The sequence below is a fragment of the Pseudomonas sp. S1_G07 genome, from assembly GCF_054668565.1.
The window spans coordinates 1249529-1273256 of sequence record NZ_CP162778.1 but is presented as its reverse complement, the minus strand read 5'-3'; the positions used below and the strand labels follow the sequence as shown (position 1 = coordinate 1273256).

The 23728-nt window shown below is 57.7% G+C and carries 26 protein-coding genes and 1 tRNA gene; 8 read left to right on the top strand and 19 right to left on the bottom strand.

Annotation, left to right across the window (positions count from 1 at the left end):
- The first annotated feature begins 147 nt into the window (after nt 1-147).
- Complete coding sequence (locus tag AB4O05_RS05915) at nt 148-1149, top strand: GGDEF domain-containing protein (protein WP_460132323.1); 1002 nt, start codon at nt 148-150, stop codon at nt 1147-1149.
- Between the two features lie 238 nt (nt 1150-1387).
- On the opposite strand, the gene gabT is transcribed toward AB4O05_RS05915, so the two are convergent.
- The 10 genes from gabT to AB4O05_RS05865 form a co-directional block, all read right to left on the bottom strand.
- Entirely contained in the window at nt 1388-2665 is a 1278-nt protein-coding gene (gabT, locus tag AB4O05_RS05910) for a 4-aminobutyrate--2-oxoglutarate transaminase (RefSeq protein ID WP_460132324.1), read from the bottom strand.
- A 182-nt stretch (nt 2666-2847) separates the two neighbouring features.
- Nucleotides 2848-4290, bottom strand: a complete 1443-nt coding sequence (gabD, locus tag AB4O05_RS05905; protein WP_460132326.1) for an NADP-dependent succinate-semialdehyde dehydrogenase — start codon at nt 4288-4290, stop codon at nt 2848-2850.
- Nucleotides 4291-4584: 294 nt separating this feature from the next.
- Nucleotides 4585-4899: a RebB family R body protein gene (locus AB4O05_RS05900; protein ID WP_078731054.1), complete on the bottom strand. Its 315-nt coding sequence runs from the start codon at nt 4897-4899 to the stop codon at nt 4585-4587.
- Nucleotides 4900-4949: 50 nt separating this feature from the next.
- Nucleotides 4950-5264 carry a RebB family R body protein gene (locus AB4O05_RS05895; protein WP_124384586.1) on the bottom strand — a complete coding sequence of 105 codons (315 nt, stop codon included), beginning with the start codon at nt 5262-5264 and terminating at the stop codon, nt 4950-4952.
- 82 nt (nt 5265-5346) lie between these two features.
- Complete coding sequence (locus tag AB4O05_RS05890; protein WP_460132329.1) at nt 5347-5670, bottom strand: hypothetical protein; 324 nt, start codon at nt 5668-5670, stop codon at nt 5347-5349.
- A 40-nt stretch (nt 5671-5710) separates the two neighbouring features.
- Nucleotides 5711-6349, bottom strand: a complete 639-nt coding sequence (locus tag AB4O05_RS05885; RefSeq protein ID WP_460132330.1) for a hypothetical protein — start codon at nt 6347-6349, stop codon at nt 5711-5713.
- Between the two features lie 82 nt (nt 6350-6431).
- The gene (locus AB4O05_RS05880; RefSeq protein WP_460132332.1) at nt 6432-6995 is read right to left on the bottom strand and encodes a hypothetical protein; all 564 of its coding nucleotides are present in this window, start codon (nt 6993-6995) and stop codon (nt 6432-6434) included.
- Nucleotides 6996-7014: 19 nt separating this feature from the next.
- Nucleotides 7015-7242 (bottom strand): RebB family R body protein, encoded by a 228-nt coding sequence (locus AB4O05_RS05875; RefSeq protein WP_003187543.1) that lies wholly within the window; start codon nt 7240-7242, stop codon nt 7015-7017.
- Between the two features lie 103 nt (nt 7243-7345).
- On the bottom strand, nt 7346-7888 hold the full coding sequence (locus AB4O05_RS05870) for an RNA polymerase sigma factor (RefSeq protein ID WP_460132334.1): 543 nt from the start codon (nt 7886-7888) through the stop codon (nt 7346-7348).
- Nucleotides 7889-7974: 86 nt separating this feature from the next.
- Nucleotides 7975-8691, bottom strand: a complete 717-nt coding sequence (locus AB4O05_RS05865; RefSeq protein ID WP_460132335.1) for a Crp/Fnr family transcriptional regulator — start codon at nt 8689-8691, stop codon at nt 7975-7977.
- Between the two features lie 196 nt (nt 8692-8887).
- Between AB4O05_RS05865 and AB4O05_RS05860 the strand changes: the two genes are divergently transcribed.
- From AB4O05_RS05860 to AB4O05_RS05845, 4 genes are all read left to right on the top strand, one after another.
- Nucleotides 8888-8964: transfer RNA gene (locus AB4O05_RS05860), tRNA-Arg, on the top strand.
- Between the two features lie 351 nt (nt 8965-9315).
- Nucleotides 9316-10485 (top strand): putative dsRNA-binding protein, encoded by a 1170-nt coding sequence (locus tag AB4O05_RS05855; protein WP_460164848.1) that lies wholly within the window; start codon nt 9316-9318, stop codon nt 10483-10485.
- 68 nt (nt 10486-10553) lie between these two features.
- On the top strand, nt 10554-12377 hold the full coding sequence (locus AB4O05_RS05850) for a sensor histidine kinase (RefSeq protein WP_460164847.1): 1824 nt from the start codon (nt 10554-10556) through the stop codon (nt 12375-12377).
- Entirely contained in the window at nt 12374-13237 is an 864-nt protein-coding gene (locus AB4O05_RS05845; RefSeq protein WP_460132338.1) for an AlbA family DNA-binding domain-containing protein, read from the top strand. Before AB4O05_RS05850 ends, AB4O05_RS05845 begins: the two co-directional genes overlap by 4 nt.
- Before the next feature lie 228 nt (nt 13238-13465).
- On the opposite strand, the gene AB4O05_RS05840 is transcribed toward AB4O05_RS05845, so the two are convergent.
- Complete coding sequence (locus tag AB4O05_RS05840) at nt 13466-14482, bottom strand: 2,3-butanediol dehydrogenase (protein WP_460132340.1); 1017 nt, start codon at nt 14480-14482, stop codon at nt 13466-13468.
- A gap of 381 nt (nt 14483-14863) precedes the next feature.
- Between AB4O05_RS05840 and AB4O05_RS05835 the strand changes: the two genes are divergently transcribed.
- Nucleotides 14864-15499 carry a LysE family translocator gene (locus AB4O05_RS05835; RefSeq protein WP_460132342.1) on the top strand — a complete coding sequence of 212 codons (636 nt, stop codon included), beginning with the start codon at nt 14864-14866 and terminating at the stop codon, nt 15497-15499.
- A gap of 241 nt (nt 15500-15740) precedes the next feature.
- Here AB4O05_RS05835 and AB4O05_RS05830 read toward each other — a convergent pair whose 3' ends face one another.
- The 7 genes from AB4O05_RS05830 to AB4O05_RS05800 all read right to left on the bottom strand — a co-directional run bounded on the left by AB4O05_RS05830 (nt 15741) and on the right by AB4O05_RS05800 (nt 21265).
- Entirely contained in the window at nt 15741-16340 is a 600-nt protein-coding gene (locus AB4O05_RS05830) for a hypothetical protein (RefSeq protein ID WP_460132344.1), read from the bottom strand.
- Nucleotides 16337-16909: an RNA polymerase sigma factor gene (locus tag AB4O05_RS05825; protein WP_460132346.1), complete on the bottom strand. Its 573-nt coding sequence runs from the start codon at nt 16907-16909 to the stop codon at nt 16337-16339. Before AB4O05_RS05825 ends, AB4O05_RS05830 begins: the two co-directional genes overlap by 4 nt.
- Nucleotides 16910-17074: 165 nt before the next feature.
- Entirely contained in the window at nt 17075-18703 is a 1629-nt protein-coding gene (locus tag AB4O05_RS05820; RefSeq protein WP_460132347.1) for a vWA domain-containing protein, read from the bottom strand.
- Nucleotides 18704-18923: 220 nt separating this feature from the next.
- Nucleotides 18924-19574, bottom strand: coding sequence for a DUF799 domain-containing protein (locus tag AB4O05_RS05815; RefSeq protein ID WP_460132348.1), 651 nt, complete (start codon nt 19572-19574; stop codon nt 18924-18926).
- Complete coding sequence (locus AB4O05_RS05810) at nt 19571-19933, bottom strand: DUF4810 domain-containing protein (RefSeq protein WP_460132350.1); 363 nt, start codon at nt 19931-19933, stop codon at nt 19571-19573. Before AB4O05_RS05810 ends, AB4O05_RS05815 begins: the two co-directional genes overlap by 4 nt.
- A gap of 29 nt (nt 19934-19962) precedes the next feature.
- A complete protein-coding gene (locus AB4O05_RS05805) occupies nt 19963-20643 on the bottom strand; it encodes a CsgG/HfaB family protein (protein ID WP_460132352.1) in 681 nt (226 codons plus the stop codon).
- Between the two features lie 40 nt (nt 20644-20683).
- A complete protein-coding gene (locus tag AB4O05_RS05800; protein ID WP_460132354.1) occupies nt 20684-21265 on the bottom strand; it encodes a hypothetical protein in 582 nt (193 codons plus the stop codon).
- A 173-nt stretch (nt 21266-21438) separates the two neighbouring features.
- Between AB4O05_RS05800 and AB4O05_RS05795 the strand changes: the two genes are divergently transcribed.
- Together AB4O05_RS05795 and AB4O05_RS05790 are read left to right on the top strand one after the other, a co-directional pair.
- The gene (locus AB4O05_RS05795) at nt 21439-22050 is read left to right on the top strand and encodes a hypothetical protein (RefSeq protein WP_460132355.1); all 612 of its coding nucleotides are present in this window, start codon (nt 21439-21441) and stop codon (nt 22048-22050) included.
- Nucleotides 22051-22066: 16 nt separating this feature from the next.
- Entirely contained in the window at nt 22067-22654 is a 588-nt protein-coding gene (locus tag AB4O05_RS05790) for a hypothetical protein (protein ID WP_460132357.1), read from the top strand.
- Nucleotides 22655-22744: 90 nt separating this feature from the next.
- Here the strand turns inward: AB4O05_RS05790 and AB4O05_RS05785 are convergent, their stop codons facing one another.
- Nucleotides 22745-23365, bottom strand: a complete 621-nt coding sequence (locus AB4O05_RS05785) for a hypothetical protein (RefSeq protein WP_460132359.1) — start codon at nt 23363-23365, stop codon at nt 22745-22747.
- Nucleotides 23366-23728 lie beyond the last annotated feature (363 nt).

Sequence of the window (23728 nt, the reverse complement as noted above, 5' to 3'; positions counted from 1 at the left end):
TGGCGTCATTTACCGGGCACCGCCAATCGGCACCGTTGACGGAACTTCACAGAAATTCACCTCTCTCAACCAACACTTAGCCATCATGGTGGCCCCTTGTTGTGACCGCTGCTCCACCCTGCGGCGCGCCCAGAGAGAGTTGTGCTGATGGTTCACGAAAAGCCCCACGTGTCTGATCCTCCCGTCACCGAACATCCGCCTCCGGCGGCGGCGGCCACCCTGCTGGCGCTGGTACATGCCCAGGGTGAAGTCGAGCGCTTGAGTGAGCGCGAACAGCTGCTGAGTTCGTTGTTGGTCAGCGTCAACGCCGTGCTGTGGGCCATCGACTGGGAAACCCGCCGCGTGCTCTATGTGAGCCCTGCGTATGAGCGGATCTTCGGACGCCCCGCCAGCCTGCTACTGGCCGACCATCGGGAGTGGCGCAACAGCATTCATCCAGAAGACCTCGATTACGCCGAACACACCCTGGCCCGCGTACTGAGCCAGGGCGCCGTGGAAGATCGCGAATACCGCATCATTACCGCCGACGGGCAGATCCGCTGGCTGAGCGACAAGTGCTACATCAACCAGCTGGCCGAGCCCGACAAGCCGGTGATCGTGGTCGGCATGGCCGAAGACATCACCGAAAAGAAGCAGCTCGAACTGGAACTGCACCGCCTGGCTACCACCGATGTGCTGACCCAGAGCAGCAACCGCCGGCACTTCTTCGAATGCGCCAACCAGGCCTTCGACAGCGCCTGTGCTCAAGGCGCGCCGCTGGCCTTCCTGCTGCTGGACATCGATGACTTCAAGGATGTCAACGACACCTACGGCCACCTGGAGGGCGACCAGGTGTTGCGACGTATCGCCGAAAGCGGTCGAGGGGTGTTGCGCCGTGGCGACCTGTTCGGGCGCATTGGCGGCGAAGAGTTTGCCGCAGTGCTGCCAGGTTGCCCGCCGGCCATGGCGCTGCAAGTGGCCGAACGGCTGGGCAGGGAGATCCAGGCGCTGAGTTTCAGCTACGAAGGCCGGACGTTCAGCGTGACCATCAGCCAGGGGCTGGCCAGCCTCACCGAAGAAGACTCGACCCTGGACAGCCTGTTCGCCCGCGCCGATATCGCCATGTATGAAGCCAAGCGCCTGGGCAAGAACCGCGTCGTCGCGGGTTGAACGCATAGTGGCGCTGCTGCGCAGCCCGGCGCGGGGCAAGCCCTGATGGCCATAGGTATCTACACAACGTTGTAGCAGCCAACGCTAACCACAGAAACGGATATGTACCCGGTCTGATCTAACAAAATACTCGCCTGACCCACCGCCATCGCGGGCAAGCCCGCTCCTACAGGGCATTCGGGCAAGACGCAAAAAAACCCGCCGAGGCGGGTTTTTCTGTGATCGGGCCAACGTCCGCTTACAGCTCGGAGAAGCACTCTTCGATGATCGCCAAGCCTTTGTCCAACTGCTCGTCCGGCGAGGTCAGCGGCACCAGTACCCGCAAGACGTTGCCGTAGGTGCCGCAGGACAGCAGGATCAGGCCCTTGTCACGCGCCTTGGCCACCACGGCCGCAACGGCAGCGGCGTTTGGCTTGTGGCTGTCGCCATCTTCGAACAGCTCCAGCGCGATCATCGCGCCCAGGGCACGCACTTCACCGATCACCGGGTACTTGGCCTGGATCGCCTTGAGGCCTGTCACCAGACGCTCGCCGACCGCTTTGCAGCGGTCCAGCAGGTGCTCTTCTTCAAACACTTCCATCACCGCCAGCGCGGCGGCGCACGCGATCGGGCTACCGGCGTAGGTGCCGCCGAGGCCGCCTGGGGCGATGGCGTCCATGTATTCCGCCTTACCGCACACACCGGCCAGCGGGAAGCCACCGGCGATGGATTTGGCGAAGGTGGTCAGGTCGGCAGAAACGCCCATCTGCTCCATGGCGAAGAACGTACCGGTACGGCCGGCACCGGTTTGCACTTCGTCGGCGATCAGCAGGATGCCGTGCTTGTCGCACAGTTCGCGCAGGCGCTTCATGAAGGCTTTAGGCGCGACGTAGAAACCGCCTTCACCCTGTACCGGCTCGATGATGATGGCGGCGATATCACGCGGCTCGGCATCGTTCTTGAAGATGCGTTCGATGCTGGCGATCGAGTCGTCGACGCTCACCCCGTGCAGTTCATTCGGGTACAGCGCACGGAAGATACCGCCTGGCATCAGGCCCATGCCGGCCGAGTAAGGCACGACTTTACCGGTGAGGCCCAGGGTCATCATGGTGCGGCCGTGGTAGGCGCCGGTGAAGGCGATCACGCCGGCACGGCCAGTGGCGGCGCGGGCGATTTTCACGGCGTTTTCGACGGCTTCGGAACCGGTGGTGACCAGCAGGGTTTTCTTGGCGAAATCACCTGGCACCTTGGCGTTGATTTTCTCGCACAGCTCCACGTATGGCTCGTAGGCCAGTACCTGGAAGCAGGTGTGGGTCAGCTTGTTCAGCTGCTCGGTCACGGCCTTGATGATCTTCGGGTGCACGTGACCGGTGTTCAGTACAGCGATACCACCAGCGAAGTCAATGAACTCGCGGCCTTCAACGTCGGTCACGGTGGCGTTCTTCGCGGATTCGGCGAAGATCGGGTGAATTTGGCCAACACCGCGCGGTACAGCGGCTTCGCGGCGTTTCATCAGGGAAGCGTTGGTCTTGCTCATAAAGTCCTCATTCGCCACTCATCGGGTGGCGTGGTTCAAGGAGTACGTGGCGGGGAGGCAACTACGGCAGCATGCGATGATCGACTGCCACAGCTTTCCCCGCCACTGCGAATAACGTCTTGAAACACGCAAAGGGTCAGCGCTCTCGTGCCCTTTGCGTTTGCAGCAATCTCTTGCCGGGCTTAGATGCCCAGGCAGAGGTATTTGATTTCCAGGTAATCCTCGATCCCGTACTTGGAACCTTCACGGCCCAGGCCCGAAGCCTTGATACCGCCGAACGGCGCCACTTCGTTGGAGATCAACCCGGTATTGACGCCGACCATGCCGTATTCCAGGGCTTCGGCCACACGGAACACACGGCCCAGGTCACGGGCATAGAAGTATGACGCCAGGCCGAACTCGGTGTCGTTGGACATCGCGATCACTTCGTCTTCGTCTTTGAAACGGAACAGCGGCGCCAGTGGGCCGAAGGTTTCTTCCTTGGCCACGGCGGCGTCTTTCGGCACGTTGGTGAGGATGGTCGGTTCGAAGAAGTTACCTTCCATCACCTTGCCACCGGCCAGCAGCGTGGCGCCTTTCTTGAGCGCGTCGGCAATGTGTTCCTGAACCTTGGCCACGGCTTTTTCGTCGATCAGCGGGCCAGTGGTGGTGCCTTCTTCCAGACCGTTGCCGATCTTGAGCTTGGCCACGGCCACTTTCAGCTTCTCGGCGAACGCGTCGTACACCGAATCCTGAATGTACAGACGGTTGGCGCAGACGCAGGTCTGGCCGTTGTTGCGGTACTTGGAAATGATCGCGCCTTCGACGGCCTTATCCAGGTCGGCGTCGTCGAACACGATGAACGGTGCGTTACCGCCCAGTTCCAGGGAGACTTTCTTGATGTCCTTGGCGCATTCAGCCATCAGTTGGCGACCGATTTCGGTCGAGCCGGTGAAGGACAATTTACGCACGATCGGGTTGCTGGTCAGCTCGCCGCCGATGTCGCCGGCGCTGCCGGTCACCACGCTCAGCACGCCTTTGGGGATACCGGCACGGTGCGCCAGCTCAACCAGGGCCAGGGCCGAGAACGGGGTTTGCGAAGCGGGTTTGATCACCATGGTGCAACCGGCGGCCAGGGCCGGGCCGGCTTTACGGGTGATCATCGCGGCCGGGAAGTTCCACGGGGTGATGGCAGCGGTCACGCCGATTGGCTGCTTGATCACGATCAGGCGCTTGTCGGGCTGGTGGCCGGGGATCACATCACCGTAGATGCGCTTGGCTTCTTCGGCGAACCACTCGATAAAGGAGGCCGCGTAGACGATTTCGCCCTTGGCTTCGGCCAGTGGCTTGCCCTGCTCGAGGGTCATCAGGCGGCCGAGGTCGTCCTGGTTTTCGATCAACAGCTCGAACCAACGGCGCAGCTTGTTGGCGCGCTCCTTGGCGGTGAGTGCACGCCAGGCCGGCAAGGCCTTGTCGGCGGCTTCGATGGCACGGCGGGTTTCCGCAGCACCCATCTTCGGCACGGTGCCGAGAATCTCCCCCGTGGCCGGGTTGTTGACCTTGATGGTCTGACCGTTGTCCGCATCGACCCAAGCGCCATCGATAAAGGCTTGCTGGCGGAACAACTGGGCATCTTTAAGCTGCATGTCGGCTTTCCTTAACAGCACCGCGCGCGCGCGGAGCGAATTAGAGTTGTTGAAAGGCGCCTTGGTGGGCTGCCGTCAGGGAAATCAGCCTCACTGCGCAAGATCATAAAGAGCGCACGGGAGACAGAGCGTTTGAAATCTCAAACGAATCCTAGGATCAATGGGGGGTCAGGGCAATAGTCTGTTCGAAAAAAAGAACGAGAACCGCGTATTTGGCTCATCTTTCGGATCAAACGCACCAACGAAAACACCCCCGGCGCCTGGTGGGCACCGGGGGTGTCGGGGCGTTGCGGTTTACGATTGGAACGATTTGAGGATGGTCAACAGACTGGTCAGGTTGTCGGCCACACCGCCCTGGGCGACTTTTTCAGTGGCGGCGGCGCCGGCGGTGGTGTCGACGCTGTAGATCTGCATCACGCCCTGGTTGGTGGCCGCCTGGGCCAGGGTGTTTTGCTGTTGCTGGGCCGAGACCGAGTTCTGGAACAGGATCGCCGTGGCCTGGCCCATCGATTGGTAGATCGTGCTCATGGCCATCGCTGGCGATTCGGCAACGACCTTGACGTTGGTCTGGGTGACGGCATCGGTGATTTGCGGGCTGACTGTGCTCATGGTTGGAACTCCTGGTTTGAAAAAGAACAACATCCGTTATCGCTCAGTGCTTAAGACTGAAAAGACTTGAGCACGGTCAACAGGCTGGTGAGGTTATCCGACACGCCGCCTTGGGCGACTTTTTCGGTGGCCGCGGCGCCTGCGGTGGTATCGACGCTGTAGATCTGCATCACGCCCTGGTTGGTGGCCGCCTGGGCCAGGGTATTTTGCTGCTGCTGGGCCGACACCGCGTTCTGGAACAGAATCGCCGTGGCCTGCGCCATCGACTGGTAGATGGTACTCATCGCCATCGCTGGCGATTCGGCCACCACTTTGACGTTGGTCTGGGTGACGGCGTCGGTAATTTGTTCGCTGACAAATGCCATGATCAATTTCCTTATTTAGTACACGGTGCATTCCGTGTTCATGAATGAACGTTGCAAAACGGCCGCTGTGACGCTGGAAGATTCAAGGTTTCCCGGCCTGAGCCAGGGCCGCTTCAATTTGCGTAATCAGCGCCTGGATCAAGCCCTGCACGTCTTTGCGTTGCGCGTCGCCCTCCGGTGCCGCGCCGTCCAGCACTTGGCGTATTGCGGCCTCGCGCTGCTCGGCGGCGGTCTTGAGCGCCTGCTCGTTGACCCTCGACTGTTCGAGCACCTGAGTGGCGCGCTTGAGGGTTTCTTCGACGATGGCTTGCGGCGCTCCGACGAACATCTGCGGGTTGCGCAGCATCGCTTCAAGCCGTTGACGATCATCGCTGGACAGCACTGACGGTGTGGATGGGGGAGCCATCGGGACCTCCTGGGGCACGACGTAACCGGCGAAAGGCCCGCTAAAGCCGCACCTCGACGTTGTCCTGCCAGAACCCGGCGAAGTAGAAGTCCGCGGCGTTGTCGCAACTCGCGGCCAGCTCCCAGGGGGTCATCACGGTGGGGCGCGTGTCGAAGATCGGTGCCGGTACGGGCAACAAGTTGGCGTTGCTGTACAGGTTGCCCACCTCATAAGCGTTGGCGACAAACTGCGAACAGAACGCGGCGTTGCCGATGGGCACCGACTCATTGATACGACTCATGAGGCCGGGCCCATAAGCTGAAAGCTTGAAGATCGACAACATAGCGTTCCATTTACTGTAGCGACCGCTGATGTCCTTGGTCGCCACATCGCCGAGGAACTGACCAGCGGCATAGGCTGCCGCATTCGCCAGGTCGTCCTCGGTGCAACTGAACACCATGGCGCCGCGAGGAGGCACCTCGGTGGTCAGGTCCGTCAGTTGAATACCCTCACCGACACTTTCGATGACATGCGTGGCGTCCACTGCAATGGCCGCATGTACCACCGGCACATTGGGATCGCCGGTGCCGAAAATCCTGGCTTTAAGCCATTGCCCCGCCCGAATGAATGCACGGGGAATGCTGGTGGCTATTTTGTCGTCCACTTGCGCCACTGAAAAAACAATATCTCCAGGCTGCATGATGTCGCTCCTCACTTAAGAAAAGTTGCTTTCAAGTTGCTGTTGCACCGCTCCAGAAGAACCCTGGAGCGCTGTGCTCGATTCAGGCCGCTGGCGCAGCCCGGTTAGCCAAGGTGTCGGCGTACTTGGCGATGCTCTGGTCGATCTTGTCGATGGCCACGCTGGCCGCCTCGGCCTCCATCGCCCCGGCCGCAGCGGCCACGGCAGCGGCGGCGCCCACCAGAAGGTCGGTGGCCAACGCGCCGAGGGCGTCCTCGGCGGCGGCCGGCAGGTTGTCCTTGACGATGTTCTCGGTCATTTGCTGCAGCAGCACGGCCTGGGCCGCCAGCGCGATCTTGCTGACCCCGTCGAAGTAACCCGCCGCCGCCTGCGCCACCAGCCCCGCCGCCTGGCTGATCATCATGTCGGCCGGCACCGCAATCTGCGCCGGGGCATAGGCAAAGTTCTGCGCATTGGTGAACTGCACCGCCTGCACGATCTGGCTGTTGAGCGCTGCCGTACTGTCGGACGAGGGCGTGCTTGCCTGGGTCATCAGATGTTTGTTCATCATCTCCATGACTGAAGGCCGGGCGGCCGCAGGCGCACTGGAAGCGGGTGTTGCCGGTGGAGGTGCATCATCGGGTTTACGGCTGCTGAATGGCCACATGGTAGATCCCCCTCAGGCCTCAGCCCTTCTCGCCAATCTGCATGATCAGCGCCACGGCCTTGGAGATCACGGCATTGGAAATCTGGTTCATCGCCTGCTGGCTGTTGACCGCGTTCTGCAACGACAGGCCCGCCGCGCTACTGGCCACCTGGTACAGCGACGCGATGGCCTGGGCCGGCGCCTCCGCCACCACCTTGACGTTGGTTTGGGTGACCGCGTCGGTTATCTGGCTGTTGACCTCTGTCATACATCTCTCCTTGATGGCATTCACCCAGGGTTGGGCGTGGATAGCGGCGGCAGGACGCGCTCATACAACTAGAACGCCCCGCGCCAAGGTCTGTGAATCAGCTTCAGCGCAAGGCACTGCGCAGCAGCTGCACACGCTTGCGCACCAGGGGCAGCTTGACCTGCAACTCGGCGGCGATTTGCGGGTAAGGCAAGTCGTCCACAAAACGCATCTCGAACAAACGCTGCTGCACGACCGGCAACTGCGCCACCTGCGCTTCGACCTGCTCCAGGCGCTCATAACACTCCACCCGCTCCAACACCGAAGCGCAGGGGGCGGCGAGCACGGCCATGTGATCGTGCTCAAGATCGATCGAATCATCGAACAGCCGCCCCTCGCGCTTGCTGCGCCGCAGGCTGTCGAGAAACACATGCTTGAGCACCAGAAACAAAAAGCCCTCGGGGTCACGAATGCGCTCCGGCGAGCGCCGAAAAAACAGCAGGGCCTTGATAGCGGTGGCCGACAACCACTCCCCCGCCTGGTCCTGATTACCCTTGGCACGCCGCAACGCGCGGCACTTGAGTTCGTTGTGGACTGCGCGCCAACTCGCCTCGAACAAGCGGTCATCAGCGCACCATTGATCCTTGAACTGAACAGTCATCCCCATCACAAGCACTCCTGTGCATCCTTGATGAAGGGCCAGTCTGCGAGGACTCGACAGGGGACGCTGTTACCTGGGGAACACTGCCGCGACTAATTCAAGGCAAACGCCTTGCGCCGCAAATGCTCCAGATCGTTGATCACCATGCGCTCCAGATTGCCGCTGATCACCCCACTGCGGCGCCACACTTGCAGTTGCACATTGAGCTTGGGCCGGCTGGTATTGAGCATGGCGGCCAACACCCCCTGGCTGGCGGGCAACGACACGCTGGGCATGGCGAGCGCCAGGTCGATATCGTCCATGTTCGCCAACACGAACCGCGCCAGTCGTGACTCCAACCGATACAGGCACACCAACTCCAGCAACTCGATAGCACGCAGCAAACGCACCATCATCAGCATCAGCAAACGCTGCAGGAACAGCGGCTCCTCGAACAGCAAGGCAAAATGTCGGCTTCCCAATTGCAGCAAGCGCGTCGGGCCACTGGCAAAGGTCGAGGATTCGCGGCCATGATCCTTGATCAACGCCGTCTCCCCCACCACCTGCCCGGCCCCCGTACTGCCAATAATCTGCTCGCGGCCGTCCGGCCCATGCACCACCGAATAAATCCGGCCCTCCACCACCAACGCGATGAACTCGAGGGAGTCGTCCTTGAAATAGAGCAGTTCACGGTCGTCCAACGTGCGCTCCACCATATGGGTGGCGACGTAGTGCAAGAGGTGCTCCGGCATACCTCGAAACAAATCAGAACGGGCAAGCAGGGTTTGTCTCAACGGGAGATCGAGCATCACGGTTCCTTTGGAATGCATGCGTTCACCTGGGGAATTGCGGCCTTGAAGCGGTGCTAAAGCCACAAGAGCAAAGCAAACAAAGGGACGTGCCACACAGCCAGTTGTGAACATAGATGGCAATTAGCCATTTTCCACCGGAAATATCCCGCCGTTACCGGCTAAAACGCCGGATTGGACGCATCAGGTCGACATGGGTATGATGTCGCCCGCACAAGCATCCGTAGCTCAGCTGGATAGAGTACTGCCCTCCGAAGGCAGGGGTCGTGGGTTCGAATCCCGCCGGGTGCACCAGATACAAATGAAAAAGCCCCAGGTCGAAAGGTCTGGGGCTTTTTTGTGGGCGTTAAATCAGTACATTTGTTGACGCTTTGGCGGCTATGCAAGAAAACAGTGGAAAGCTGATGTAGAGGTAAACAGGCATCGGCTCGCTGGCAGGCTAGCGGTAGCCTAAAGGGGGATACGTAATTTCATCGAATTGATCTATAAATATAGATTAGATTACAGCTTGAGATTGTAGGTAGACAGCCTAAAACTTGATGGGAAAATGAAAAAAATTACACAAAATTTTTAGTTCGTGATTACGGCTCTACCAGAACTACAACAATATCGCCGACGAATTCACTATAAAGGGTCAGGATAGGCATGGATGACATTAAGAGTCTGGCTGAGGAGATTGAACGGAATGATTTTATGCTGGCTGCGCTGCATCACAAATCAGCCAGAAAATCCGCCTCAAACAAATTAAAAGACTACAATCAGGACGATAGAATAATCGATGCGTGGGAGTCGTTAGGGAAATCTGTAATAAGCTTGTATTCAGCTTGTCGATCTGTAGATACAGCTGACAAAACCTCCGGCGCGTGCTCCTTAGTAGAACGAAAAATAAAAGTTCTTGCATATGAGCAGCTAGGCAAAAAAATAAGATCAACAGGTAAAGAAAAATTTGGCAGCGGCGTTCCAATTCACGAGAAAAGCTCCATTGAAATCACGAACTCTCTAACAAATCAGCTATTAGGCGCCATCCAACACAACCTAGGTCTTACTAGGCTTAACAAAGACTTCATAGAAAAATACCTATCGCTAAATTCAATAGACATAGTTCCCGAAAAAGATAGTAAAACACAACTACAAGAATACTGCCAGAGTATTAAAAGGCAGTTACCTACCTATAGTCTGCTTGAGGAGACAGGCCCCGCTCACTCACGGAGCTTCAAAGTTAGGGTGGATGCTTTAGGCATGCATCGAGAAGGTACCGGGCCGTCTAAACGAATAGCAGAACTTCAGGCAGCCGGACAGTTTATTGAAAAGCACTCCATAAGGGTACCAAGAAAACAAAAGCCAGTAAATGCCAGTAAAAAAATTGATTATATTTCCGCCGCCAAGTTGATGCCGCCCCCCCCAAACTCAAGTAGAGTTCGTTTGATTGTAGAAAAGCTTATGCTTCCAGCGTGGTCTTTATCACTGGTTGGCCTAGCACTAACTCATCGAAGCTACAACCTTGGAAAATCAAACTCTATCCTTGGTAAAAACAATAGTGTTTTGGCTTTCTTGGGAGCGAACGTTTTAGAATGGGTAGCATTCGATACCATTATTAGAAATCTCAGCGTGGACGATCTATCCAAAGCAGGTGGAATTCGAGAAATAATTAGGACACTAGTTAACGAGTCTAGCATTAGCAAGATTTACGAAGAGTTACTTTCGAAAGATGCTCTTTTACTAGGGCCCGGAGAAAAAAACATAACACAGGCGATCAAGACCGAATTTATCCAAGCATTATTTGGAGTGTTATTTTTGGTCAGAGAAAAAACTTAGAGCACGCAGAAAGCCTAATTAATGACATACCAATATTTTTAGATTACTTCATAAATAAACCTAAAATCATGAACTTGTCACGCGACGAGATAGCGCCAATAAAAACAGTATTTCAAGAGAAATGTCAACTCTTAGGATTGAGATTAAAATTTCAAACCGATGTATATACACGTATTCAACAGCGGGTTGCAACGCCATCTATAACACTGGAATCAGAATATCTAAGCTACGCACTAAAAATACAAGGTGAGGTACAATCATCCAAAAAAAACGACGGAACACCAAATGTTGTACTAGAATCTGAGCTCGCATCAAAAAACAAAAGTCTATTCGAAGCAATTCTATTCAAAGAACCATTCCCGATGTTCGAGCTTAATCAGGAACCATACGTCAAGTGGATTTTCGAGCACGCCATTAGGTTGGCGGGAAATGCAGGCGAGAAAAGTGGAACACTCAGACTATCAAAGCTAATAAACAAAAACTTTCTAGGAGTTGGTCTTCTCAGAGGGTTAAAATTTAGAAGTTTCGAAAACTTTATCTTCTCCATCAATAAATTTATTGACCTTAAAACAGATATCAACAAAGCAGACCTACTGAAATACTATGGTCATGCTGGTAGAAACGTAACTTCAAACAAATTCAAAAGCCTATCCCAAACTATTAAGCAACTTGAGGGGGAATTATCTAAGGCAGACCCACTCCAAGAATCACACGACTTACGAGACACAGTCGTTTTCAAGAGTTTTATTTCTGAAGCAACTACTTATCGCTTGAAGGGCGGAGACATCACCCTTACTAGCCTTGGGGAAATCCTTGAAGAGTTCGAGCTTCTTCAGCGAGGCAAAACAAATATAACTTGCCTAACTGACCTCTCTGAAAAAGTTGTAGAAATTGATGGGGCACATCTGTGCCTACTTGACATATTAAAAGATGCATGCGATCCGGATACCATTATCAAAATTGTGATTGACATTGAGGATGGCGAGCTATTTTTAACCATTAGCGGTTTTACAGAAGAAAGGCAAATGTCCATTCTTTCGTCTTCAACATGGAGCGACTTAAATGTAATACTACCTATATCAAATCTAATCGTATCGAAAGAAATTTTTAAGATCCACACAAGCTCCATCACAAAAAATACCATTAGGAAAATATCTTTAGAGCTCTGGTGGCGATACCATTTCAAAGACCCCTACGAAGTAGCGGCAAATGACCGGATAGCTTCAATTTTGCACGACGTCAAAAATAGTATTTTAGGCTATTGCTTTACTTCAGAGCACGCTAGAAACAAAAGCTCTGGGCGAGAACGGTATTTACTTGCTGCTGAAGCTAGTGGTCACCTAGATACAGCTGTAGCTGCGTTGCGCATAGTAAAAAGCCTGTCTGAAGAAACTGGTTCAGCAAATATCTCCTCAATGAAAATAAGCATATTTATTAAGTCCTTGATTAGTGAGCTTTGGTCGTGGATTCCAAACTCTGTTCATTTGATATTTACACCTTGCGACTCGCAAATTAATATCTGTACTGACGAGCATCGGTTACGCTCGTTAATTACTAATGTGGTAAAAAATTCCGTAGAGGCGATGAGTAGTATTGGAAGCATTTATATTTCATACAAGATAGAGACGGAGCTTGAAGGAATAGAATTCATTATATCTGATACGGGCCCAGGCTTTACTAAAGAACAGCTTATCGCACTTGAATCTGGAACCTCACTAAAAACATCTAAAGATAGTGGGCAGGGCATAGGGCTTATGGCAGTAATGTTAACTGCCAAAGAGCTAGGTGGAAACATAGCTTTTTCAAATGGCAACGATGTAGGGGCCACTGTGAAAATTTGGGTGCCTTCAATATATAATTATGAAGATCAAAATATGGAGGATCTTTTATGATAAATATTCTTTGGGCTGACGACCAACAGGATGTGATTACTAGCATAGTGCGAGTTCTAGGAATGGAAGATGTAAACTTCGAACTCACAGGTGATGGCGAGGATGCGCTAAGTAAGATACAAGGCAAGGTTTATGATCTCGTACTTATAGATTTAGCTATGCCGCCCGGTCGTTGGGGTGGGTTATGGCTCCTTCAAAAAATTAATGAGTTAAAACTCAACCTCCCATCAATAGTGGTCTCCGGGGAGGGTAGCCAAGCAGAGACGATCAAGGCACTCCGATTGGGGGCTGTCGATTATGTCACAAAAGAGAATTTAATAACTGAGCTTCCCCAGCAACTTAACCGAGCTTTGGACAAAAAAGCAAAGCAACTGGCGAGTTTATTTTCCATCATTAAAGGAGGCGAAAAAGATACTGTCGAATTCAAATCAACTCTAAGAACAAACTTACGGACCGGCCTAAAAGACCGTGAAATGGAAATCTCGGTACTGAAGACGGTGGCAGGTTTTTTCAATGCTTCAGGCGGAACCTTACTAGTCGGAGTTAGCGATGAAGGAATACCGTTAGGAATTGAAAAGGATTTATTTCCTAATGCTGATAAATTCCAACTTCACTTCTGGAATATTTTCAGGGAGGCAATTGGCACAGAGTACTCGGAATTTATTAAAACCGAAATGATAGACATTGATGAGAAATCTATATTCTCCGTAGTCTGCCTTCCTAGTAACAGACCGGTTTTTCTGAAATGGAAAGCTACAGGGCAGAGTAAGGCTGAGGAGCTATTTTATCTGAGGGTAGGCCCTCAAACAGAACTACTTGGTATAAGACAGGCGATAACTTATATTGAAGATCACTTTTGACATATTGACTCTAACTTTTCTTTATTTTCCTATTAAGAGGCTCCGATCGACTCGCCACTATTAAGTGGTGAGTTGAGACCGCAGTGCCCCATGGCGGTTTTCGAGATTTTTCCCTGGCCTCTAGTTTTAGTGGATGCGCTCAACTCCTCCATCCTTTGAGATAAAAAAGCCCCAGATCAAAAGACCTGAGGCTTTTTTGCCTGCGCCGGTCGGCGCTCACCCCTCGCCTCAAACCCGAGCCGGCGACACAATAATCTTCACGTTATGCTCCTTGTTCTTAACCAACTCCTCAAACCCCGCGCCCACGATCTGTTCCAACTGAATACGCCCCGTCACCAGCGGCGAGATATCCAGCCGCCCATCCGCGATAAACGCGATCACGTCGGCGAACTCGCCGTTATAGGCCAGCGCACCGAGGACCTGTTTTTCGGTGGACACCAATTCGAAAAAGTTGAATTCACTGGGTTCTTCGAAGATGCCCACCAGTACGCATTTGCCGGCCTTGCGGATCAGGTCAATGGCGAGTTTGGCCGTGTGTTTGTTGCCGATGCATTCGAAGCTGACATCCGCGCCGAGCCCGCCCGTGAGGCGGCGGACTTCGGCGAGGGCGTCGCATTGGTTGGGGTCGAGCACGTGGCTGGCGCCTACTTCCAGGGCTTTGGCCTTGCGCGCGCTGGACATTTCCAGGGCGATCACCTGCGCTGCGCCCGCGGCCTTGGCGCACATGATGGTGCACAGGCCGATGGTGCCGGCGCCGACCACCACGACGTTTTGCCCGAGCAGGCTTCCGGCTTTTTTCACGGCGTGCATGCCTACCGCGAGCGGCTCGATCAGTGCTCCGGCTTCGGCCGGGAAGTTCGCTGGCAGTTTGTACAGCAGGTTGGCCGGCACGTTGACCAACTCGGCGAAGGCTCCATTGTTCATCAGGCCGGTGAAGGCCAGGTTTTCGCAGATGTTGTACAGCCCGTGGGTGCAGTAGTAGCACGTGCCGCAATGTTGGCAGGCGTCGGCCGCCACGGGTTCGCCGACGTTGAAGCCCTGTACGCCGGCACCGAGTTCGACGATCTCGCCACAAAACTCATGGCCGAGAATGCACTGGCCTTTTATGCCGGTGAGCGGGTGCGGGGCGTCGACGGGGATGAAGACCGGGCCGGCCACGTACTCATGTAAATCGGAACCGCAGATGCCGCACCATTGCACGCGGATCTGCACCCAACCGGCAGGCGGCGAGACGGGCAGCGGCACGCATGCTGCGTTGCGAATTGACCGAAAGGCTCATGGTGAAGTCTCCTTGAAACGGTTGGCATTGGCGGCGCACTGGGCGGCTTGCCAGAGCCAGAGCAAGGCCGGTGCCAGTTGGGCAAAAACCCCTGAACAGCCGTTGCTTAGAGCGCTCCGATGGACATCCAGGGGTGGCTGGTATCGCGTTCGAATGAGACGCGCCCGGTCAGGCAGGGCGAGGTAACGCTGAGACGATGAGACGTTGCGTCTCACTGCCTGATCGTCACAAGCCGCCTGTATGACGTTTTGTCAGCCCATCTGTATCTAACGCGCGCCCTGCGCTCGCCCTACCATCAGGCGCATCCAACCCGCGCAACGACGCGCTCGACCTACAGGACTCAACCCATGCCCGACCTGTCGAACCTGCTGGCCTATGGTCTGATTTCGCTCGGGATGGTGCTCACGCCAGGCCCGAACATGATCTACCTGATCTCGCGGTCGATCTGCCAGGGGCCGCTGGCCGGGTTGATTTCACTGGGCGGTGTGGCGCTGGGTTTCGTGGTGTACATGCTGTGCGCGGCGCTGGGGATTACTGCGTTGCTGATGGCGGTGCCGTATGCGTATGACGCGCTCAGGCTCGGCGGCGCGCTCTATCTGCTGTACCTGGCCTGGCAAGCGGTCAAGCCGGACGGGCGCTCGGCGTTTCATGTGCGCGATTTGCCCAGGGACGGCCCACGCAAGTTGTTCATGATGGGCTTTGTGACCAACCTGTTGAACCCGAAAGTCGCGGTGATGTACCTGTCATTGCTGCCGCAATTCATCACGCCTACCGGCCACGGCAGTGTGCTGGTGCAATCCGTCGTGCTGGGTTTTACCCAGATCCTGATCAGTGTGAGCGTCAACGCGGTGATCGCCATTATGGCGGGGTCCATCGCGACGTTTCTGGCGGCCAAGCCGGTGTGGCAGTTGGTGCAGCGTTGGTTGATGGGGACGGTGCTGGCGGGCCTGGCGGTGCGCATGGTCGTTGAAGGGCGGCGCTGAGCACGGGGCTTTATGGTCACGGTGGCGAGCGGGCTTGTCCAATGCTGGTCAGTTGATGTGATACGGCGAACACGTTTCTGTGGCGAGCGGGCTTGTCCCGCGTTGGGGTGCGCAGCAGCCCCAAAACATAGCCCCGGAGCTGCCTGACACACTGCAGCGCTCTTATTGGGGCTGCTTCGCAGCCCAACGCGGGGCAAGCCCGCTCGCCACGGGTTATGGGTAGGTCTGGTTTTTTTGTGGGTCAACGCTTGTGCAACGCCTCCAGCCGCGCCGGCAGGTCTTCGTTAGGGAAGCGCGCGTGCAACGCCAGCAGTTTTTCATCCGCGGCTTTGCTTTCACCCGCTTCGCGCAAGCGCACAATCGCCTGCAACTCCTGCTCCAACGACGGCAACGCCGGCGGCGCGCGCTTGCTGAGTTTTGCGCTCGACTCATCCGCCATCGCACCTGCGATTTCAGCCTGCACCTGCGCACGCTCGGCCTGGGGCGCGGCGGCGATGCGCGCCATCGGCGCAGGTGCGGACAACGCTTGCGGCGCCGGGCGGGCGGCTTCTTCGTGAAGCGCGGAGAACGTCGCGGTGGAGATTTCGGGTTGCGGCACTGGCGAGCGCATGACCACACCGATCATCAGCGCGACACCGGCCACGGTGGCGAATGCCATTTGCCAGCGCGGGCGTTGGCAGGCGTGCAGCCAGCGTTGCCACAGGTTCGGTGGTGGTGCCGGGGCTTCGCGGCGGGCGGCGTTGAGGATGAAGGCGTCGAGGGACGCGGGTGGTTCGCCCGTGCGGTGTTGACGAAAGTGCTGGATCAGCTCGTCGTCAGGGGCGTGTCGGGAGTCAGTCATACAGGTACCTCCTCGGCCAGCAGGCGCCGCAGTTTCTGCTGGGCGTAGCGCAAGCGGCTTTTTACGGTTTCCAGCGGGGCGTTGATCAGCGCGGCGATTTGCGGCACTTCGAGGTCGCCGTGCAGGCGCAGCAGGAACACTTCGCGCTGGTCTTCGGGCAAGTCTTGCAGGGCCGCGTCGAGGCGCGCCTGGTCGCGGCTCAGGCTCAGTTGTTGCTCGGGCCCGGCGCTGGCGTCGGCCTGGGCGTGCAGTTGCTCATCGTAGCTGTCGTGCAACGGGGTGTGGACGCCGTGCTTGCGCCAGTGGTCGATCAGGCGGTTGCGCGCGATCTGGAACAGCCAGGTCCGAAAGCTCGCCCGGCCTTGTGGCTGGGTGCTGCTGCGGATCAGGCTGAGCCAGGTCTCCTGGTAGATTTCCTCGGCCAGTTCGGCCTTGTTGCTCAAGGACACGAGGAAGCGGTAGAGGCCTTGGCGATGCCGTGCGTACAGGGCTTCGAACGCGGCGGCGTCGCCGGTGCGGTAGCGGGCCAGCAGGGATTCGTCGCTGGGTGGGTCATCGGGTACGGCCATGTAGGGGGCGGACTCCTTTCGATGGATCAATGCGGGTTACCTGTGGGAGCCGGGCTTGCCCGCGAAGAACGTCAACGATAACGCGGCAAGCCTGACTCCCCGCGGTGTTCTCGAGTTTTTCGCGAGCGAGCTCGCTCCTACATTGGATCGTTGTTGTGTTTAAGATCAGTGTTTCAGGCTTTGGGCCACTTCCACCAGTTGCACGAATTCGTTGCGCAGGCCGAACGGGTCGTCACCCCGGGCCGAGCGCGCCAGTGCGGCGGTGTCTTTCAAGCTCATGCTGCCAGTGTAGCGGCCATCGCCCTTGAGCTGTTGGGCGAACGCGGCCACGGCGGCGCAGAAGCGCAGGTCGTCGCTGGCCTTGGCGGACACGTTAGCGATGGGGCGCTCGATCAGTTGGCTGTCACCGCCCGAGGCAGGCTTGTAGCGCACGCGCAGCATCGCCAACTCAGCGGATTGACCTTCAGCCGCAGGCGCGGCGGCGTAGCGCAACGGTTCCAGCCAGCCCTTCTCACCCTTCGGCACGATTTCGTACAGCGCGGTCACGGTATGCCCTGCGCCGATCTCGCCGGCGTCCACCTTGTCGTTATTGAAATCCTCACGCTTCAGGGCGCGGTTTTCATAACCCAACAGGCGATATTCGCTGACTTGGGCGGGGTTGAATTCCACTTGCACTTTCACATCCCGCGCCACTACGGCCAGGGTGGAGCTGAGCTGGTCCACCAGCACCTTGCGGGCTTCGCGCAGGGTGTCGATGTAGGCGTAGTTACCGTCGCCCGCATCGGCCAGTTGCTCCATCAGGTGTTCGTTGTAGTTATCCACACCGAAGCCCAGGGTGGTCAGGGAGACACCGCTCTTACGCTGTTCCACGGCCATCTGCTTGAGGCTGTCGAAGTCGCTGATGCCCACGTTGAAGTCACCGTCGGTGGCCAGCAGGATGCGGTTGATGCCCTTTTCGATAAAGCCTTCGCGGGCCATCTGGTAGGCCAGTTGAATACCGGACGCCCCTGCGGTGGAGCCGCCGGCGGTGAGTTGATCAATGGCACTGCGGATCCTGGCCTTGTCGCGGCCGGAGGTGGGCGGGAGCACCACGCGGGATTCACCGGCGTACACCACCAATGACACGCGGTCCTGGTCACGCAGTTGATCCACCAGCAATTTCAGCGTGCTTTGCACCAGCGGCAAACCTTCGCGGCGGTCCATGGAGCCGGACACGTCCACCAGGAACACCAGGTTGGCCGGCGCCAGCTGCGCCACGGCGCGGTCGGAGGCCTTGATGCCGATGCGCAGCAGCTTTGTACGCGGGTTCCACGGCGTGGCCGCGACTTCGGTGGTCACGCCAAACGGTGAACCATCGGTGGGCAAGGCGTAGCTGTAGGGAAAGTAGTTGACCATCTCCTCCAGACGCACGGCGCCTTCGGGCGGCAGGCGGCCCTGGTTGAGGAAACGTCGTACGTTGGCGTAGCTGCCGGTGTCGACATCGACGCTGAAGGTGGAGACCGGTGTTTCGGCCGCGCGATGCACCGGGTTGTCCGGCAGGTTGGCGTATTGCTCACGAGGCTCGCTGCGGTAGTCCAGGGTTGCGGACTCCTGCAGACGCATCGGCACGGGCATCGCCATGCGTTTGACCAAAGCGCCCTGGGGTGGCGCGTTTTGCAGCTCGGCGACGGGCTCGGACTCGGCCGGCTTGGCCAACTCCGGCGAAGACGACAGCCCACACCCGGCCAGCGTGACCAGCACGGTAACCGCAAAGCTTTGGGCAGCAGGACGCAGGCAGAACAGAGAGTAGGACATGGGCTGAGCCTCGTGAATGAATGATCCGTTCACAAGGTCAGACGCAAGCTGTGCAGGATTCGGGTTAAACGCAGATGTGGATAACACCACCCATCCATTGTGGGAGCGGGCTTGCTCGCGAAGGCGGAGTGTCAGCCAATACATCCATAGGCTGATCCACCGCCTTCGCGAGCAAGCCCACATTTGGCTCTCAGTGATTCCAGAGCCGAGGCTATTGCCCCTAGTCGGTGCCGTACTTGGGGTTACGCGGCCCGTACAGGATACCGGCGCGTTGGCCCGGCGACAGCAGGCGTGCGCTGGTGATACCGGCAATCGGATGCGCCGCGTCGGTGGAGCTGTTGATCACTTGCTTGACCGCTGCGGTGATCAGCATGCCCACCAGGCCGCCGCCGTTGTTGTTGCCTTCTTCGCTAGAAGCCCGCGCCGAACCGGTCCACAACGTGGTGCCGGTGCGCAGGTCCACCAGTTTGGCCGACGCCGTCACCGCGGTGTCGCTGGAGATCAGCATGTACTTGGTGCCGTACTCGGTAACGGTGATGTACAGCCCGGCGTCCGCACCGAAGATGTCATGCAGCTTGGCCGGCGGCACGCCCTGGATGTCGTTGGCGGTGGTGAGGCCGTTCTGGCGGAAGGTTTCGTCCACCAGGGCAATCGGCAGCACGTAATAGCCGGCTTCAGCCAGCGGGTAGGTCACTTGCGAGACCAGGCTGTACGAGGCCTGCACTTCCGGCGACTCGTTGATCGGTGGCAGGACCAGGATCGACTTCGGTCGTGCCTGTTTGTATGCCGTGTAATCAATGGTCTTGGGGGCTGCGCAACCGCCGAGCAAAGCCAGGGCCAGCAGGGCGCCGGTGAGTTTCAACAGGCTCATTTGGTGGCGACTCCGGTCTTGGCGTTTTTCAGCAGAAAGTCCATGTAGGAAGCGGACTCGGGAAACAGCGCTTTCTCGGTGCGGAACTCCTGCACCATCTGGTCATCCTTGCCCATGCTCAGGTACAGCATGCCCAGGTGCGCGTGGAAACCCGGCGGCGCTTTGCGACCACTGGCGTTGATCTTTTGCAGATCGCGCTCCAGGGCCTCGACCTGCGCTTCCTTGGGCTCGCCCTTGAAGTACTCGTAAACCTGCGGCTGGTAGCTTTCCCATTGATACAGGGGCTGGGGCGCCGTGTGGCACCCGGTTACCAGCGCGATTGCTGTCAGCGTCAGCGCCAACTTCACTGCCTTGCTCATCCGTGTACTGCTCCTTGAGAGGTTGCTGATCAGTTGCGCGGGTTCCAGGCGCCGGCGTTGATGCCGTCGACCAGGCGGTTGATCGCTTCGCGCATGGCCAGGTCGAGGACCTTGCCATTGAGGGTGGAGTCGTAGCTGGCGGTGCCGCCGAAGCCGACCACTTCACGGTTGGACAGCGCGTACTCACCGGCGCCCTGGGTGGAATACACCACTTCGGAGGTGCTGATGTTGACGATGTTCAACGCGACTTTGGCGTAGGCCACTTGGGTCTTGCCACGGCCGAGGATGCCGAACAGCTGGCGGTCGCCGGTTTCTTTGCGGCCGAACTCGGTCACGTCGCCGGTTACCACGTAGTCAGCGCCCTTGAGCTTCTGCGCGGTGCCTTTGATCGCGGCTTCCTGGGAGATTTCACCCATGTTGTCGCGGTCCAGCACGCTGAAGCGGTTGGTCTGCTGCAGGTGGGTGATGAGGATGGTCTTGGCCTGGCCACCGAGGCGGTCGACGCCGTCGGAGAAGATGCCGCGCATGTAGCTGGAGCGGTTATCGAACTTGCCCACGGCGATTGGCACGCGCACGCCGGAATAGGCGACGTGGGCGCTGGCGACTTGCTCCACTGGCATGGCGCGGTTGCTTTCGGTGGCGCAACCGGCCACGGTCAGCAGCGCTGCGCCGGTGAGGCCGGACAGCAGGATTTTGGACAGTGTTTTCACGAGGTGCTCCTAAGTGGGAAATCGAGTGCGGCAGGTAACGCTAGCGGGAAGGAATGTTGCGTAAGTCGTCGACGATAAAGCGGCTCAACACCCCGGTGTAGAACCGCTCCACACTGGCGTTGCCCGTGTTGGTCAGCGCGCCAGCCACGGTCTTCATGTTCTCCCAGTTGCCCCGATACCCGGCGGGCATCAGCCCTTGGCGCACCTGGGAAAAATGCAGCACCTCGGCGCCGGCCTTCTTGACCTTGACCTGGTAGTTGAAATCGACGCTGGCAAGAATGGAGTTGTCATCGACGGCAGGGGCCAGGAACCCGACCTGGCTGTTCTGGATACGCCGCGTATAGACAACGTTCACATCCAGCAAATAGTCGGCACTGGCCTTGCTGGTGGCGTAACGCTTGGCCTTGAGCAAGCGGTCGACCAGGTCAATACCGAGTTGCTGGCGAACCTTGTCATCCGGCAAAAACCGCTCGCTCTTGCCCACCACCTCAACATCGAAATTGTCGAGCCAGTAGGTGGCAGTCTTGGGAATAGTCACCGGTGCCGGGGAAATGTAGTAGTCCGGCTTGGAGGCACAGCCGGCCAGTAGGCAGACGGCGAGGAATACGGCAAACACGCGCATGTCTGAATTCATCCCTGAAAAGTATCGTGCTTTAAACAGTCGCGGCATTTTACGGGGTTGAGGGCGCTTCTCAAGGTGTTTCGTCGGTTGGCGTGCGGTGGCGCACATTCCCTCAAGTTCTTCGCCCACGGGTCGAAACAGTAACTTGGCTTGTTCATTTATAGGGATATTGCGTGTTTAAAATTCTGCTCCGGGCTACGGCCCTGCTCGCCGCGCTGTCGATGACCGGCTGCGTGTCCTACACCGTCACCGGCCCTATCGCCGCCCCGCTCCACCCAGTCGCAGCCAGCAGCCCGCGCAGCGCGCAAGTCGCCGATGTGACGGTGAGCGCCGCCGACGTCAACGAGGCCAACAAGGCGGCCATCAGCAGCTCCCTGACGGCGCAGATCACCCAGTACGTGCGTACCGCCGGTTACTTCAAGCAGGTCACCGAATACCCGGTGCGCCTGGGCGAGCAAGACGTCACGCTCAAATTCAACATGACCGCCCTCAAGGGCCATCGCGCGCCGCACCCGGCATACGTGCCCGGTGCACTGCTGACGCTGACCATCTGGATCTGGGTCAACGGCCCGATCTACGTGGACAGCTTCGAGGTGGCCGGCGACCTGGTGATCATCGATCGCAACGGCAAGGAACTGGCCAAGGCCAAGGACTCGATCATCTTCGAACACAACGTGGGGCTGTACAGCGGCCAATACTGGGCGCCTTCGATGGGCGGCCAACAGCTGACCAAACTGGTCGGGCAACTGCTCGACACCGCTACCGCCAACCTGGCCAAACCGTAATCTCAAGGAGCACTGCATGAAAGGATTGATCAAACACAGCCTGGTACTCGCCGCGGTCCTGCTGACCGGCTGCGTGTCTTACTCGCAGCACGAACTGCCTGCCGTACAACCCTGGCCGCCAACCGCCAACGCCCCGGCGCAAAAGCCCACGGCGTACGTGCACACCACGGCGCAGAACCACGTCAACGGCGGCCCGGGCAACGCAGCAGTCGGCGCCCCGGTGGCGTTGTGGGAAAAGGCCGTGGTCGACTCGTATCACGCGTCCAACCGCTTTTCGCGGGTGAGCACCGACAAAGTCGACTCGGATATCTACGTGGACGCCACGCTGCATAACAACGAACAGTTCAACATGGCGTTGACTATCATCAGCGGCGCGACGTTCGCCATCATCCCGACCACGGCGAAGAACACCTTCACCCTGGAAACGGTGTTCAAAGACAAAGATGGCAAAGAGCTGGGCCGAGTGAAAAAGAGCGAATCGGTGCGCACCTGGATACAGCTGCTGCTGATCGTGGGCATCCCGTTCCAGGCGGATACGCGGGAAGTGGTGGAAGCGCTGACGCGCAGTACGCTGGACGAGGCGGTGCAGCGCAAATTGCTGTAACCGGCGCCCTGTAGGAGCGAGCTTGCTCGCGAAAAACCAGAGAACACCACAGGCATTCAGCATGCCCGCGGTATTGTTGCCGGCGTCAGGTCACTTGATCAGGTCAGGTCGAGTGGTCTTGAGCATCGCTGCGCTCACCGCACCCTGAACCGAACAGGTGATCATGCCTTTGCTGGTCTTGGCCAGGTCACTGGGTGCGGGCTCGACCATCAAGATGCGTTCGGCCGTATCGGTGACCAGCTTGCCCGCGTTGTCATCGCCGCCCTCCGGTACCCAGGCTGATTGCTTGTGCGACCAGATCTGCGCACGCGCGTAGATACCGTTGGCTTTCTCCAACTCCGTCCCCGGTACTTTACTCAGCTGTGCGTAAAGCGCGTCGGGCGCCTGCTCGGTGTAGAAACCCCAGCCGATGATGCGCGAGCCCATCAGGTCCTGGTCTTCGGCGAAAAAGCCGGTCAAGGTCATACCGTCAAGCGTCAGTGGCGTGTCGAACATCCAGCGCTGGCCCATATCGGATTGTGTGCCGCCGCTGAGCGTGATCTTGCCGTTCGCCACCTTATGGGCAACACGTTCCTTGAGCCCTGGCTGGTTCACCACCGCCAGAGAGTTCTGGTCGCAGGCGAGAAAACTTTGCAGGGCAGGCGCCGCGGCGAAGCTGCTGGTACAGGTCATCAGCGCAGCGAGCGAAATAAACAAACGATGCAATTTCATTGAAAGCTTCCTTGGGTCCAAGCAATGGGTAGGAGCGAACGCGCTAGCTCCTACAGTAACGGGTTAAATCGGTTAAACGCATACCGCGCTTTGAGCATGACGCCATCAGCCTCAAAACCACTGGACGCCTGGCGGGTATAGCGGGCGCCGACGCAGAAGTCCGACACCAAGCAGCTGATTTTTTAGAGCAGCTGCGCTGTCCATAAATGCTGGGCAATTAAAAAGATGGCCCTGAGCCATCAGCGTATCGGCAACCCAGGCAAACACATGAGCGATGGTCGCCAGCCTCGTCGACCAATAGTCGATGTAAGCAGGGCCGGAGCCGTCGCTCCAGATAGGCGTGAGCTTAAGCGAGTAGACGTA